The organism is Trebonia kvetii (assembly GCF_007827045.1).
GTDB lineage: Bacteria > Actinomycetota > Actinomycetes > Streptosporangiales > Streptosporangiaceae > Trebonia > Trebonia kvetii.
This window is the reverse complement of record NZ_RPFW01000001.1, coordinates 1,616,428-1,630,633: the sequence shown is the minus strand read 5'-3', so window position 1 is coordinate 1,630,633 and position 14,206 is coordinate 1,616,428. Positions and strand designations below refer to the sequence as shown.

At 68.1% G+C, this 14,206-nt stretch carries 13 protein-coding genes; 8 read left to right on the top strand and 5 right to left on the bottom strand.

Going from position 1 to position 14,206, the window contains the following annotated elements:
• Positions 1 to 47 precede the first annotated feature (47 nt).
• Positions 48 to 287 (bottom strand): mycoredoxin, encoded by a 240-nt coding sequence (locus EAS64_RS07405; protein ID WP_145851883.1) that lies wholly within the window; start codon positions 285 to 287, stop codon positions 48 to 50.
• A gap of 139 nt (positions 288 to 426) precedes the next feature.
• Between EAS64_RS07405 and EAS64_RS07400 the strand changes: the two genes are divergently transcribed.
• The 5 genes from EAS64_RS07400 to EAS64_RS07380 all read left to right on the top strand — a co-directional run bounded on the left by EAS64_RS07400 (position 427) and on the right by EAS64_RS07380 (position 4,434).
• Complete coding sequence (locus tag EAS64_RS07400; protein WP_222849062.1) at positions 427 to 2,214, top strand: ATP-dependent helicase; 1,788 nt, start codon at positions 427 to 429, stop codon at positions 2,212 to 2,214.
• Positions 2,211 to 3,089: an acyl-CoA thioesterase II gene (gene tesB, locus EAS64_RS07395; protein WP_145851881.1), complete on the top strand. Its 879-nt coding sequence runs from the start codon at positions 2,211 to 2,213 to the stop codon at positions 3,087 to 3,089. The genes EAS64_RS07400 and tesB overlap by 4 nt, the downstream gene beginning before the upstream one ends.
• Positions 3,090 to 3,197: 108 nt before the next feature.
• Complete coding sequence (locus EAS64_RS07390) at positions 3,198 to 3,512, top strand: hypothetical protein (RefSeq protein WP_187365743.1); 315 nt, start codon at positions 3,198 to 3,200, stop codon at positions 3,510 to 3,512.
• Between the two features lie 238 nt (positions 3,513 to 3,750).
• Positions 3,751 to 4,014: a WhiB family transcriptional regulator gene (locus EAS64_RS07385; RefSeq protein WP_439333588.1), complete on the top strand. Its 264-nt coding sequence runs from the start codon at positions 3,751 to 3,753 to the stop codon at positions 4,012 to 4,014.
• A gap of 228 nt (positions 4,015 to 4,242) precedes the next feature.
• Positions 4,243 to 4,434, top strand: coding sequence for a hypothetical protein (locus tag EAS64_RS07380; RefSeq protein WP_145851878.1), 192 nt, complete (start codon positions 4,243 to 4,245; stop codon positions 4,432 to 4,434).
• A gap of 118 nt (positions 4,435 to 4,552) precedes the next feature.
• Here the strand turns inward: EAS64_RS07380 and EAS64_RS07375 are convergent, their stop codons facing one another.
• Entirely contained in the window at positions 4,553 to 5,920 is a 1,368-nt protein-coding gene (locus tag EAS64_RS07375) for an ABC1 kinase family protein (protein ID WP_246115555.1), read from the bottom strand.
• Between the two features lie 80 nt (positions 5,921 to 6,000).
• On the opposite strand from EAS64_RS07375, the gene EAS64_RS07370 reads away from it, so the two are divergent.
• Complete coding sequence (locus EAS64_RS07370) at positions 6,001 to 7,032, top strand: ThiF family adenylyltransferase (protein WP_145851877.1); 1,032 nt, start codon at positions 6,001 to 6,003, stop codon at positions 7,030 to 7,032.
• Positions 7,033 to 7,066: 34 nt separating this feature from the next.
• Here the strand turns inward: EAS64_RS07370 and EAS64_RS07365 are convergent, their stop codons facing one another.
• Positions 7,067 to 8,443 (bottom strand): zinc-dependent metalloprotease, encoded by a 1,377-nt coding sequence (locus tag EAS64_RS07365; RefSeq protein WP_246115554.1) that lies wholly within the window; start codon positions 8,441 to 8,443, stop codon positions 7,067 to 7,069.
• Positions 8,444 to 8,599: 156 nt separating this feature from the next.
• Here EAS64_RS07365 and EAS64_RS07360 point away from each other — a divergent pair, with 156 nt between their 5' ends.
• The gene (locus EAS64_RS07360) at positions 8,600 to 9,649 is read left to right on the top strand and encodes an NAD-dependent epimerase/dehydratase family protein (protein ID WP_145851876.1); all 1,050 of its coding nucleotides are present in this window, start codon (positions 8,600 to 8,602) and stop codon (positions 9,647 to 9,649) included.
• A 331-nt stretch (positions 9,650 to 9,980) separates the two neighbouring features.
• Positions 9,981 to 10,919, top strand: coding sequence for an NAD-dependent epimerase/dehydratase family protein (locus tag EAS64_RS07355; protein ID WP_145851875.1), 939 nt, complete (start codon positions 9,981 to 9,983; stop codon positions 10,917 to 10,919).
• Here the strand turns inward: EAS64_RS07355 and EAS64_RS07350 are convergent.
• On the bottom strand, positions 10,876 to 11,841 hold the full coding sequence (locus EAS64_RS07350) for a glycosyltransferase family 2 protein (RefSeq protein ID WP_145851874.1): 966 nt from the start codon (positions 11,839 to 11,841) through the stop codon (positions 10,876 to 10,878). The two genes, EAS64_RS07355 and EAS64_RS07350, sit on opposite strands and share 44 nt — an antisense overlap.
• 193 nt (positions 11,842 to 12,034) lie before the next feature.
• Positions 12,035 to 13,357, bottom strand: a complete 1,323-nt coding sequence (locus EAS64_RS07345) for an IS630 family transposase (RefSeq protein ID WP_222849061.1) — start codon at positions 13,355 to 13,357, stop codon at positions 12,035 to 12,037.
• Between the last annotated feature and the right edge of the window lie 849 nt (positions 13,358 to 14,206).

The following is a 14,206-nucleotide window of genomic DNA, read 5'->3' as shown; positions in this document are numbered from 1 at the left end:
GGCGGGCCGAAAATGGGTAATGCCGGGACGGGGCAGAGGGTGCCGTGCTATCCGACCTGTGCGAGTTCCGCGAGCCTCTTCTGCACCTGCGCGGCCGACGGGTTGCACATCGTCGACCCGTCGGGGAACAGCAGGGTAGGAACGGTCTGGTTGCCGCCGTTGACGCTCTCCACGAACTTCGCGGCCTCCGGGTCGCGCTCGATGTCGACCTCGATGACCTCCACGCCGACCTTGCCGAGCTGCCGCTTGAGGTTCCTGCAGAACCCGCACCAGGTCGTCGTGTACATCGTCAGCGGCACTGTGGGCCTCCTCGTCGTTCCTGACCCAACCGCTGGAGTGGGGGGTCCGCTGGTCGTGCAACAACGGATCCGTGTCACTGTGTTCCCGCGGCTTCGGCGTCCCCGCGGATGCGGCACCATAGGACAGGTGGACGCCGATGCCCTGCTCGCCGCGCTCGACCCGGAGCAGCGGGCCGTGGCGCTGGCAGGCCAGGGTCCGGTCTGCGTGCTGGCGGGTGCGGGAACGGGCAAGACGCGGGCGATAACGCACCGCATTGCCTACGCGGTCGCGACCGGCACGGTCAACCCGGCGAACGTGCTCGCGCTGACGTTCACGGTCCGGGCCGCCGGTGAACTGCGCGGGCGGCTGCGCGCGCTCGGCGGCGGCGCCGAGGCGGTCAGGGCGGCCACGTTCCACTCGACGGCGCTGCGCCAGCTGACCTACTTCTGGCCGAAGGTGATCGGCGGCAGGCCGCCCCGGCTCGTGGAGTCGAAGCTGCCGCTGCTCCGCGAGGCGGCCTCCGGCCTCGGCCTGCGCGCGGACGGGGCGGCGCTATCCGAGGCGATCACCGAGATCGAGTGGGCGAAGGTCTGCCAGATTCATCCGGATTCCTACGTGTTCGCGGCGACCGAAGCGGGCCGCGCCCCGTCGATCGGCGTGCCAGACACCGGGCGGCTGTACGCGGCCTACGAGGCACTGCGCAGGGACCGGCAGCTGATCGATTTCGAGTCGGTCCTCGAGCTGACGGCGGCGATCCTGCTCACCGAGCCCGCCGTGGCCCGCGAGGTGCACGCCGCGTTCCGGTATTTCACCGTGGACGAGTTCCAGGACGTCAACCCGCTGCAGAAGCTGCTGCTCGACGCCTGGCTCGGCGGCAGGGACGAGCTGTGCGTGGTCGGCGACCCGCGGCAGACCATCTACTCGTTCACCGGTGCCACCTCCGAGTACCTGCGGTCGTTCGTGGCCGATTACCCGCAGGCGACGGTGGTCAGGCTGGTTCGCGACTACCGCTCGACGCCGCAAGTGGTGGTGGCGGCCAACCGGCTGGCCGCCGCTACTGGCGGGGACGACGCCCTGGTGGCGCAGCGGGCACACGGTCCCGAGCCGACGGTGACCAGGTATGCCGACGAGGAGGCGGAGGCGGCGGGCGTAGCGGCCGCCATCGCCGCCCTGACCGCACAGGGAGTCCCGCCCGAGGAGATCGCCGTCCTCGTCCGGATCAACGCCCACATGGAGCGGTTCGAGCGGGCGCTGGCGGAGGCGAAGCTGCCGTACGTGGTCCGCGGCGCCGAACGCTTCTACGAGCGGCCAGAGGTGCGCCAGGCCCTCGTGCTGCTGCGCGGTGCCGCCCGCGCGGCGGGCGCGGGCACCGACGCGACCGGGCTGCCTGGGGACCTGCCCGCGGCGGTGAGGCATGTGCTCGCCTCGGCGGGACTCACCGCCACCCCGCCCGCGGCGCGCGGGGCGGTGAGGGAACGCTGGGAATCCCTGGCCGCCATCGCCGGCCTCGCCGACACCCTGGCCGCATCGCGGCCGTCGGCGACCCTGGCCGAGTTCGCCGCGGAGATCGCCGAGCGCGCGGAGAGCGGGCACGCACCCACCGCGGCGGCGGTGACCCTGGCCACGATGCACGCGGCCAAGGGCCTTGAGTGGGACGCGGTTCTGCTGCCTGGACTGACGGAAGGCATAATGCCCATCGTGCATGCGCGAGGGGCCGAGGCCGTTGAGGAAGAGCGGCGACTGCTGTACGTCGCGGTCACCCGGGCGCGGGTCCACCTGGCGCTGTCCTGGGCGCCTGCCAGGACGCCGGGGGCGGAGGCGTCAAGGCAGCGCTCCCGCTTCCTCGCCGAGCTTCAGCCGGCGTCAAAGCCCGTGACGTCCAAGCCCGCGGCGTCAAAGTCCGCGACGGCCCGATCCTCGGTGGCACAGCCATGAGCGAGGCGCTCGACCAGCTGCTCGACCTGCTCGACCTGGAGCAGATCGAGGTCAACATCTTCCGCGGCCGCTCGCCGGACGAGACGGTGCAGCGGGTGTTCGGCGGCCAGGTCGCCGGGCAGGCGCTTGTCGCCGCCGGGCGGACCGTGCCCGAGGACCGTCCGGTCCACTCGCTGCACGCCTACTTCATCAGGCCTGGCGACCCGTCCGTTCCGCTCATCTACACCGTGGACCGGATGCGAGACGGGCGGACGTTCGCCACCAGGCGGGTGACCGCCATTCAGCACGGCAAGCCGATCTTCGCGCTCTCCGCCTCCTTCCATCACCCGGAAGCCGGCTTGGAGCACGCGGACCCGATGCCGGCGGTGCCGTCGCCCGAGGAACTGCGGCCCAACGCCGAGCGGCTCGCCGAGGCGCTCGGCACCCCGCTGCCGCCGTTCGTCCGCGACAGCCCGATCGACCTGCGTTCTGTCGGCCCGCTTTCCGCGGAGGTCTCCCGCGATCCGTCACTGCGCGGCCAGGGTAAGCACGGCAACTTCGTCTGGCTGCGCATGACGGAAAAGCTGCCCGACGACCCGCTGCTGCACGTGTGCCTGATGACCTACGTCTCGGACCTGACGCTGCTTGAGACCGTACTGCTCGAGCACGATGTGAGCTGGCTTGACGGCACGATCGCGAGTGCGAGCCTGGACCACGCGATGTGGTTTCACCGCCCGTTCCGCGCCGACTCGTGGCTGCTATACGCGCAGGAGAGCCCGATCGCGGCGGCCGGCCGCGGGCTGGCGCGCGGCCAGGTCTTCACCGCGGAGGGCGAACTGGTCGTTTCCGTCGTCCAGGAAGGCCTCATCCGCATCACGGGAAACCCGCACCCCTAAGAATGAAATCCCAGGTCAAAAATATGTTGCCCTCCCGTGAAGCCTTTCGTAGGCTTAGCGTCATGTTCGTGGGCACGAGCAGCCAACCCCTGGAAGGAGGTGCCTACGGTGGTTAACTTCACGCGAATCGACGCGGTCGCCGGCATGGGCGCCGCCTACACGGGTGTCCGCTCCCCGTGGGCCAACCTCGCCATCGCGGGGGCGACCCATGCCCGCATGCAGCACCTCGTCCTGTCAGTCGGTAACCCGGACGCGCGTGGCGTCTGGTTCCCGCCGGCCACGGCCACGACGATGCAGCGCACCCTCAGGGCTGCCCTGCTGCCGTCCGTCAGCGAAACCGTTAAGCAGACCGTCCAGAAGACCCGCATCAACGCTGGTGGTTACGGCGTATTGGGTCCGCATCCAGAACGGGAACCGGCCTAGAAAAGGCCGGCCAAGATCCCCGAAGGCCGCGGACCCGTAACCAGGGTCCGCGGCCCGATTTGTTTCAGGCCCGGTCCCGAGACCGACCAGTACAAACCGAGAGGGGATGGCACCGATGCAGTGGCCCGACGCCTCATCCGAGGCGGTCGCCGTGATCGAGCCGTACGTCGACAGGAACGCTGAGCAGGGCACGGCCGCGAGCGGGATCGCGGCACTCTTCAACCTCACCGATGTCCCCGTGGGTCTCGACCTGCCGTGCACGGACGACGCGGAGCTGTTCTTCGCCGAGGCGCCCGCGGACGTGGAGGCGGCAAAGGAACTCTGCCAGGGCTGCCGGATCCGGGTCGCGTGCCTGGAAGGCGCGCTGGACCGGCGCGAGCCGTGGGGTGTGTGGGGCGGGGAACTGCTCCTGCGCGGTGCGATCGTGCCGAGGAAGCGGCCGCGCGGCCGCCCGCGTAAGGCGGATGCCGAGCTTACCAAGACCGATGAGCGGGCAGCATAGCCGTCGCATCACTAGTGATGCGACGGATACGAACGGTCGATTCACCGGCGACGAGCGCGGTGTGCCCGCCGCCAGCCTGACGCTTGACCTTCCCGCAACGGAAGGCCGCAGGCTGGCGGCGCGGGCACTCGCCGTGTCACACGGTAACCAGTCGCACACGTGAAGCGACGATAACTATGAACACAAACACAAACAGACTAAAACGCACACAATGCGAGGTTGTAAGCCATGCACGTCCAGGAATATCTGGCGAGAGAACGACAGCAGGAGCGCCTCAAGCAGGCGCACGAGGAACGATCCGCCAATCAGGTCGCCGAGCTGCGGAAGCTGGAGCGCCGGCAGCGGCGCGCCGAGCGCCAACTGCTCTCCGCCTGGCAGCGCGTCGAGCGCCTGCGCTCGACCCTCGGGGCGGTCAGCTAACCCAGCGGTCAGCTAACACAACAGGAGTCACTCCGGGAGAACCCGGGACGCGCGAGGGCCGTCCCGGGTTCTCTGCTGTTTGCGGGGGACGAACCCCCGACACCCCCCATCAAAGCGTTCAAGGCGTCGGGGTGGGCGTCGCGTAGCCGGGAACCCAGCGGACCACCTCGGCGCGGAACGGGCCTTCGCACTCCAGCTGGCAGAGCACGCCGATGCCGGCGGTGGACACCCGGTGGATGAGCACGTACGAGGGCGGCAGGTTGAACTTGCGCGTGATGCCCGAGGTGCTCATGTCGGTGGCCCGCCCGGCCTGGTCGCGCATCCACTCCCTGGAGAACTTGAACGTCTCTACGGCTGACGGCTCGGCGAGCGGCCCGAGGAACCCACGCAGCGCATCCAGGTCCACCGCGATGCCTGGCCGCAGGAAGTTGTCTGCCCGCAGCACCCGCTCGACTTCGGCGATGTCCGGCGCCGGGTCGTGCATGATCCGCAGCAGCTTGCCGAAGATCGGCGGCAGCCCGTCGGGCAGCCGGTCCACCGCGCCGAAGTCGAGCACGCCGAGACGCCCGTCGGCGAGCAGCCGGAAGTTGCCCGGGTGCGGGTCGGCGTGCAGCAGCCCGGCCCGGGCGGGACCGGAGAACAGGAACCTGGTCAGCAGGATGCCTGCCCGGTCCCGTTCTTCCGTGGAACCGTTGCTGATGATCTTCGACAGCGGTGCGCCGTCCATCCACTCGGTCACCAGGACGTGATCGGTTTCTGTGACGACACCGGGCACATAGATGTCGGGGTCGCCGGCGTAGGCCGCCGCGAACGAGCGCTGCGCCGCCGCCTCCATGTGGTAGTCGAGCTCCTCGGCCACCCGGTCGCGCAGCTCGTCGAGCATCGGCTTGACCTCGAGCCCGGGCATCAGGATGCCGAAAAGCCGCCCCATCCTGGCGATCTGCGTGAAGTCGTTGATCAACGCACGGCCCGCGCCTGGGTACTGGATCTTGACGGCGACGGCGCGGCCGTCCTGCCAGACGGCCCGGTGCACCTGGCCGATCGAGGCCGCCGCGGCGGGCGTGTCATCGAAGGACTGGAACGAGTCCCGCCAGGCGTCTCCGAGGTCGGCGGAGAGCACCCGGTGCACTGTGGCCACGGGGAGCGGTGGCGCCGACTCCTGCAGCCTGGTCAGCGTCGCGCGGTACGGCCCGGCGAGTTCGGGCGGCAGTGCGGCCTCGAAGATCGACAGCGCCTGGCCGAGCTTCATCGCCCCGCCCTTGAGCTCGCCGAGCACCCGGAAGACCTGGTCGGCCGTCCGCTGCTGAATCTCCTGCGCGACGATCTCGGCGGATCTCCCCCCGATTCGCTTGCCGATGCCGAGCGCGGTCCGGCCGGCGAACCCGAGCGGCAGCCCAGCGAGCCTTGCTGTCCTGCCGACCGTGCCGCGCGGAATGTCGTCGCGACTGCTGGGCGGCACCTGGCTCTCGCCGTCATTCTCCGCCAATGAAAACCTCTTATCCCGAACGAGTGCGTGGTTCCAGCCTAATCGACCGGAATGTCAGTGGGAGGCGTCACGCTATGCCCATGAGACCTGCACTGAAGGTAGGGCTTCGGCCGCTGTGGCGGGACAGCGATACGCTCCAGATCGGCGTCGATCCGCGTCGCGCCCGGGCGCTGACCGGGCTCGGCAAGGCGGCGGCGGTCGTCAGCCTGCTTGACGGGTCGAGGGACACCGGGGAGGTGGTGCGGACCGCGGGCCGGTACGGCATCCGCGAGGAGGTCGCGCACCGGGTCATCGAGCTGCTTGCCTCGGCGGGCGTACTCGACGATTTCCCCGCGAGCACGCGGGCCGCGCTGCCCGACTACCTGCGCGCGCGGATCGGTCCCGAGCTGGCCTGCGCCGCGCTTGCCTACGGGCACGGCGACGGCGGCGCGGCGGTGCTCGCACGGCGCCGGGCGGCGTTCGCCAGGATCTACGGTGCGGGGCGGGTGGGCGCCTGTGTCGCTACGTTCCTCGCCGCGTCCGGTGTGGCCTGGGTCAGCTGCCTCGACACGGGGACGACGGAGCCTGCCGACGTGACGCCCGCGGGTCTCGGTGCGGCAGATATCGGGACAAGCCGGGCCGATGCGGTGGCCCGCGCGGTGCGCCGGGTGGCGCCCGAGGTACGCACCGCCGACGATCGCGGCAGGCTGCCCGATCTCGCGGTGATCTGCGGCCGGCCGGACCCGGTGCTGCTCGACGCGCTGATGCGCGACCGGGTGCCGCATCTGGTGGTGCGCGCGGAGGAGGCGATCGGGGTGGTGGGGCCGCTCGTGCTGCCCGGCCGGTGGACGTGCCTGCGCTGCGTGGACCTGAGTAAGGCGGCACACGACCCGGCCTGGCCGCGCATCCTCGCCCAGGCCAGCGGGGCCGACGCGCTCCCTGCCGGGATGGTGGCATGCGACACGGTGCTGGCCGCGGCGACGGCCGCGCTCGCGGCGGCGCAGGCGCTCACGTTCGTCGACCGGGTGTGCCACCCGGCCGCCGCCAACGGAACGCTCGAGGTGGTGCCGCCCGAATGGCAGTGGCAGCGGCGCGGCTGGCCACCGCACCCGGCCTGCAGCTGCGGCGCCTGAGGCAACGGCTGCCCGCGGGGCGGGCCGCCGTGCCCTAGGGCTCCTCGCCGTTCTCCAGGTCGGAGATGTCCAGGTCGGTGGCGCCGTTCAGGAACACGTCCGGGTTTTCCAGGTCCTCCGCGGTGGGCAGCAGGTCCGGGTGCGCCCAGATCGCGTCCCGCCCGTCCGCGCCGCGGGTGTCGGTCAGGCCGCTCCACAGCGCCGCGGCCTCACGCAGCATCCGTGGCCTGAGCTCGAGGCCGACGAGCGTGGCGAAGGTGCGCTCCGCGGGGCCGCCGGAGGCCCGGCGGCGCCTGATCGCCTCGGCGAGGGCGGCGGCATGCTCGAGCCGGTCGCCGGCCGCCGCGGACACAACCGTGGCGACCCAGCCCTCGACAAGCGCGAGCGCGGTTTCCAGGCGGGCCAGGGCAACCTTCTGCTGTGGGGTGTCTTCCGGCTGGAACAGGTTCCCGCCGGACAGCGCCTCACTCAGCGCCTGCTCCGGATTGGACATGTCCATCTCCGGCAAGGCGTCGCGCAGCCGGTTCATGTCCACGGAGATGCCCGCCGCATATGCCTCAACGGCGCCGAGCAGGTGCTGCCGCAGCCACGGCACGTGACCGAACAGCCGGTGGTGCGCCGCCTCGCGCAGGGCGAGGAACAGCCGCACTTCCCCGAGGTCGACGGACAGCCCCTCGCCGAACGCGGTGACGCCCGCCGGCAGCAGCGCCGCCGTTCCCTCGGGGGCAAGCGGCAGGCCGATGTCGGTGGAGGTGGCCATGTCGCCGGACAGCTCGCCGATGGCGTTGCCGATCTGGCCGCCGAGCATCGCGCCGCCGAGCTGCCGCAGCATCGGCGCGAGCGCGTTCATGCCGCCGATCCCGGAAAGCATGGCCCGCATCTCCGGTGGCACCTCGTCGAGTTGTGACGGGTCGACGGCCATCATCGAGCCCATCGCGTCGACCGCCTTGGCGGCGATCGGCTCGCACAGCGAGGACCAGACAGGGAAGGTGGCCTCGAGCCACTCAGACCGCGACCACGCCTCGATCTTCCTGATGCCGGACGGGAACGAGGTGACGCCGTCCAGCCACAGGTCGGCGAGCCTGATGGCGTCGGTCACCGCGGACCGCTCGTTGGCGAGCACGCTCGGATCGCCCTTGGCGGCGATCGCGTGCCTGGACAGGTTCTTGGCCAGCTCCCAGTTGACGGGGCCGCCGCTGTAGGACAGCATGTCCGCGAACTGGCGCAATGCGTCGGCGAACTGGTTCGGGTTCGCGCCGGGACCTCCAGGGCCCCCTTGGCCTGGCATACCGAAGCCGAACCCGCCGGGGCCCGGGTCACCAGGTCCGCCGCCTTGTCCCTTGCCGCCGGACGGGTCGTCGTCACCGGGCCTTCCGGGCGGCCCGAAGCCAAAGGGAGGACGCTCAGCCACGATGCACCCCCTTCGCTCTCGAATGGTCGGGCAGGATAGAAGGGTCTTGGGAAACACGCTATTCGGGAGCAGCCGATTTTGAGAAACCACGGACGGCAGGTTCGCCCTGAGCGCAGCGTTCGCCGTGAGCGTAGCACCGCCGCAGCGCTCCCTGCTGTGGCGGTGACCGGTGCCGCGCGGGGCGTCGGCCACGCGCTCGCGGTCAGGCTCGCCACTTCGCCGCTCGTCGGCCGGGTCGTGGCGATCGACGATCACCGCGGCGACGCCACCGGGGTGACCTGGCGGGTGGCTGACGTCAGGGATCCCACCATGTCCTCGCGGCTGTCCGGTGTCGACGTGGTTGTGCACACGGACGTGGACACGTCGGCGGACAGCGACCCGAGGCAGCGGCGGGCCCGCAATGTGCGCGGCGCGCAGACGGTGCTGACCGCCGCGGCGGCCGAGCGCGTCGGCCGGGTGGTCCTGGTGTCGAGCGCGATGGTGTACGGCGCACGGCCGGACAACCCGGTACCGCTGCCGGAGGACGCGCCGCTCCTCGCCGATTCCGGCGAGAGCCTGGCGGGGGACATGCTCGAGATCGAGGAGCTCGCCCGGCGCTCCCGCCGGGTCAACCCGGGTACCGCGGTGACCGTGGTCCGCCCTGCCGCGCTGGTCGGTGACGCCGTTGACACCTTGCTGACCAGGCATTTCGAGGCGCCGCGGCTGCTCGTGGTGCGCGGCTGCGCGCCGGGCTGGCAGTTCTGCCACGTCGATGACCTGGTGACCGCGCTCGAGTTGGCCGCGGCAGGCGCGGTTACCGGCGACTTCGCGGTGGGCTGCGACGGATCACTCACGCAGGCCGAGGTGGAGGCGCTCAGCGGCCTGAAGTCCCTTGAGCTGCCCGCCAGGCTGACCTTCAGCACCGCCCAGCGGCTGCACCGGCTCGGCGTGACCCCGGCGCCGTCGGCGGAGCTGCGGTACGTGGTGTACCCGTGGGTTGTCGACTGCGCGGCGCTCCGTGCGGCCGGCTGGCGCCCGTTCTACGACAACGCCGCCGCGCTGCAGGCGCTGCTCGCGGCGCGGGCCGGGCATCATGCCCTCGTCGGCCGCCGCATCGCGAGAAAGGACGCGGCCATCACCGCGGCAGGGGCCGCGGGCACCGCCGCCGCCGTCATCGGCACGGCCGCCATCGTGCGGCACGCGCGACGAAGGGCAGGTTCCAAGTAAGTCTCACGCAGGCTTCTCGCAGGAGGCGAATCGCCGGGAAAAGCGACGCGATGCCCAATGACTTTCACTCACATTCAGCCGCTGTCCAATTACAAATTGTGATCTACAGTAAAAAACAAGAAACCGGCGAAGGTCTAGACCGGCTGCTACACTAGCTCTCAGTTGCCTCTCAATGGCGATGGGGCGGTGGCAGCCTGAGCGATGGCGACTCACAGCATATTAGGCTGACGGTACGAACGGAGCTCGCACCCTCGCGCGTGCTTGTGATAATTCCTGGATGGGTTGACGAGATCGTGTTGGTAGAATTAGTTGGCGATTTGGGGGGAGATGTATGCGAGTAGTTGTTACCGGCGGCGCAGGCTTCATAGGGTCACACCTATGTGATGCGTTCCATGCTAATGGTGATGAAGTGTGGGTCATTGACGATCTTTCTTCTGGCCGCGCCAATCGGTTGCATGAAGGAGTTCGACTCTACCGGGAGAGCGTACGTAACGCATCTCGGCTATGCGAGTTGGTCACGGATATCCAACCAGAGTTGATTTGCCATCTGGCTGCGCAGGTGGATGTACGAGAATCCGTGGCGTCACCGGGTAAAGACGCCGAAGCCAATGTTCTTGGCACAATTAATGTTCTTGAAGCGGCGCGTGCCGTGGGCGCTCGTATGGTCTTTAGCTCGACCGGCGGGGCCATCTACGGTCAAGATGCGCCGGTCCCATCATCAGAAAGTACTTTCCCTGCACCCGGTTCTCCATATGGAGTAGCGAAGTACTGTTCCGAACAGTATGTCGGTCTTTACAACCGGCTATTCGGCTCGGAACATGCCGTGCTGCGCTTCTCAAACGTTTACGGTCCCCGGCAAGGATCCTTCGGCGAGGCGGGCGTGGTCTCGGTCTTTTGCGCCAACAGCATTCAGGGGAAGCCGATTACCATCTTTGGTGATGGAAAGCAGACAAGAGACTATGTCTATGTCGCTGACTGCGTGGCGGCCTTCATGGCGGCGGCAGACTACGGCAAGGCAGGCATCTGGAACATCGGGACCGGTACCGAGGTCGGTGTGCTGGAACTTGCCGAACTGGTAAACAGGTTTGCTAGGAGCGACAGCCAGCTGGTGTTCGCGCCGGCACGTGCCGGAGAGCTGACGCGCAGCGCGCTCGCCTGTGAGCTGGCCGCGCAGGATCTCGGCTGGCAGCCAGCCACCTCGCTTGCCGATGGAGTCCAGGCGGTGGTTAGGTGGTTTGAAGCTGGGGCGCCTGATCGGACTTCGCTTTAGGGGCGTACAGCCTGGCTCCTATGTAGCCAACCGCCGTCGTGCCTAGCCCTACGATGATCGCACCCGCCCGGCCGAGGCCAGCCGGATGACCACGGAACAGATCCGCGATACCGGTGAGAACGCCTAGCGGAAGCGTGCGTGTCACGTACCTGCGCTCGTTGGCCAGGCCATCGCCGGAGCCAACCCTTGCCGTTACTTGCGCCTTGGAAATTCCCTCCGCGTAGCAGCGGGAAAGGAAGTAGGAGAAGCGGCAGCGCTTATCGGAAACGAAGTGCCAGATCCTCACCCGATGATCCATCACGAGTACCGCATCTGGCGAGCGCTGAGCGAGCCGGATGCAGAACTCGGTCTCCTCACACCCGAGTGGGCGCTTGTTCGCGGTGCGGCCGATGCCTGTCTGAAAGCCGTCTACGATGTCAAACACTTCTCTGCGGAATGACATGTTGCCACCGAGGAGGTTACGGACCGCGGCGCCAGAAGGTGGCATCCCGAGATAATTGCAGCCGACAACCCAGTAGAACTCTTCCGGCATCCACCATGGGCGTGCGGTTTGCCAATTCGGTATTGTCAGGCCCCCCACGCCAGTGATAGCCGGGTCATTGTAAGTGTCCTCTATGATCTTCAGCCAGTCGGGGTGAGCCGTTGCATCGTCATCGAGAAAGGCAATAATATCGCCGCCTGCCAGAGCGACCCCGGTGTTGCGGGCGCCAGACAATCCCTTCGTGTCAGTGTTTTGCACCACTGTCACATCGGGCATCGCTGCCAAGAGCCTCTCGTAAAGCGGGCGGTTATAGTCAACCACAACGATGATCTCGGTACAGGGCAGGCGCTGGTCACGCAGTGATTGGATGGCGGCGCAGATCTGACTCCAGCGATCTTCCGTATAGACACAGATTACTACGGAGTAATCTCGTACCGACACAACGCTTCCCCCGAATCCACCGTCACGTGTAGTACCAGTAAGCACTGCAGGCCGATATAACACCCGTAGCTAGCGTAGGCCAAGCTGTTGTCCATGTGTGCCCTTATCCCAAGTTGTGACGAGAGACACTGGAAACGTGGCTCGCGGTAGTGCTACGCGGGCCGAGTGTGACCACGATCCTTGCTGGCGCCCGCTAGTGTGCCCCGCCGGAAATCTTCGACAAATATTCGGCCAGGGAGTGGAGTATCTCCTCGGCGGTCTTGGTCCAGGCGAAGGGACGCGGGTTCTCGTTCCACTGCCCGATCCAGTCGCGGATGTCGGCTTCCAGGGCCTGGACGGACTTGTGGACGCCGCGGCGGATTTTCTGGTCGGTGAGGTAGCCGAACCAGCGCTCGACCTGGTTGATCCAGCTGGACCCGGTCGGGGTGAAGTGGACGTGGAAGCGGGGATGGCGGGCGAGCCAGTCCTGGATGACCGGGGTCTTGTGGGTTCCGTAGTTGTCGCAGACCAGGTGGACGTCCAGGCCGGCCGGGACGTTCTTGTCGATCTTCTTGAGGAACTTCAGGAATTCCTGGTGGCGGTGGCGGCGGTGCAGCTCGCTGATCACGGTGCCGTCGGCGATGTCGAAGGCGGCGAACAGGCTGGTCACGCCGTGGCGGGCGTAGTCGTGGGTGCGCCGCTCGGGCATCCCGGGCATCATCGGCAGCACCGGCTGGGACCGGTCGAGGGCCTGGACCTGCGACTTCTCGTCCACGCAGAGCACCACGGCCTTCTCCGGCGGGTTGTGGTAGAGGCCGACGACGTCGACGACCTTCTCCACGAACAGCGGGTCGGTGCTCAGCTTGAACCCGTCGATGAGATGGGGCTTGAGGTCGAACTTCCGCCAGATCCGCCCGACGGTGGACTGCGACAGGCCGCTGCGGCGGGCCATCGAGGCCCGCGACCAGTGCGTGGCGTCCCGGGGGATCTCCTCCAGGGTGGCGGTGACGACCTCCTCGACCTTGTCCAGCAGGATGGACGGCGGCCGGCCGGGCCGCTTCTCATCGCCCAGCCCGTCCAGCCGGCCCGTGATGAACCGGCCCCGCCACCGGGCCACGTTGTGCTCGGTCGTCCGCAGCTCCGCGGCCACGGCCTTGTTCTCCCTGCCCTCCGCGCAGGCCAGCACGATACGCGCCCGCAGCGCCAGGACCTGCGACGTCTTCCCCCGCCGCGCCCAGCGGGCCAGCTGCTCCCGCTCGGCACCCGTAAGCACGAGCTCCGCCTTCCTGCGCCCGGGACGCGGGGTGTCCGCCAGTCCCGCCGTGCCGGACTTGGTGAACCGCGAGCGCCACTTCCGCACCGTCTCAACGGAAATCCCTAGCTCAGCTGCCACCCCGGAATTCCCCTCGGCCGAGCCCGAGCAGGCCAGCACGATCCCGGCACGCTCCTGCAGGCGGCGGTCACCGGAGCGCGCCAGCCGCTCAAGCTCAGCCCGGACCTCACCCGACAGCGCCAGCGGCGCAACAGGAAGCGACATAACAACAGTCTACGTATTTATGTCGCTAACCTCAGGCGGATCACACTAGCAAGGACCTTGACCGCCGAACGATTGATCAGCCGGCCGTAAGGGCACGGTCACGCGCCATGGTCAGGGTGAGCTGCCCCTCGACCAGACGCCGGAACTCTGCTGAGCCCGTCGAATGGTGAACGGTGAGCCGGGGCAGCCTGAAAAGATCTCCACCTGGCCTGGGCATCGTGTTCCTGACAGCGTATCCGTGGTGATAACCCAGCTCCCGAGCTACTCCTCTGACCCTTGCTGAGTAGCCGTATGGGTAAGCGAGCCCGGGAACCGCGATGCCGAGCCTGTCCTCTAGCCTCGCCTTGCTCGAGAGAAGTTCGTCGCGAAGGAGTGCCGCCGGAATTTGGTCGAGCTGGAAGTGCTGACAGCTGTGCCGCCAACCTCCATGTCAGCAGACACCACTTCGGCGACCTGGCTCCAGGAGAGCATGCGGCCCGGCCGCTTTGTGGCCGACTTGGAACCCGCGTCTTGCACCCACTCCGTGGTGACGAAAACTGTGGCAGTGCATCCATGTTCAACAAGGGCAGGAACAGCGTTTCCTATGGAAATCCTCGAAACCGTCGTCGAAAGTAAGTACGACTGTCCGGGGAGGAATCTCAGCACCGTCTCCGGCGTCGACGTGCGGGGATCCATCACATCACGGAGCAGGGACGCCGAGGTGAATGTACTTGGGACAGTCAAGGTTTCGGTCTTTTGTGCCAACAGCATTCAGGGGAATTCGCTCACCATCTAAGGTGAAGGCAAGGAAATACGCGACTATCTCTATGTTGAAGATTGCGTAACTGCCTTCATGGCGGCAGCAGGCTA

Excerpts from the sequence above, each read along its gene's own strand:
- EAS64_RS07345 (WP_222849061.1), bottom strand. The coding sequence starts at position 13,357 with ATGTCGCTTCCTGTTGCGCCGCTGGCGCTGTCGGGTGAGGTCCGGGCT.
- tesB (WP_145851881.1), top strand. The coding sequence starts at position 2,211 with ATGAGCGAGGCGCTCGACCAGCTGCTCGACCTGCTCGACCTGGAGCAG.
- EAS64_RS07405 (WP_145851883.1), bottom strand. The coding sequence starts at position 287 with ATGTACACGACGACCTGGTGCGGGTTCTGCAGGAACCTCAAGCGGCAG.
- EAS64_RS07355 (WP_145851875.1), top strand. The coding sequence starts at position 9,981 with ATGCGAGTAGTTGTTACCGGCGGCGCAGGCTTCATAGGGTCACACCTA.
- EAS64_RS07370 (WP_145851877.1), top strand. The coding sequence starts at position 6,001 with ATGAGACCTGCACTGAAGGTAGGGCTTCGGCCGCTGTGGCGGGACAGC.
- EAS64_RS07380 (WP_145851878.1), top strand. The coding sequence starts at position 4,243 with ATGCACGTCCAGGAATATCTGGCGAGAGAACGACAGCAGGAGCGCCTC.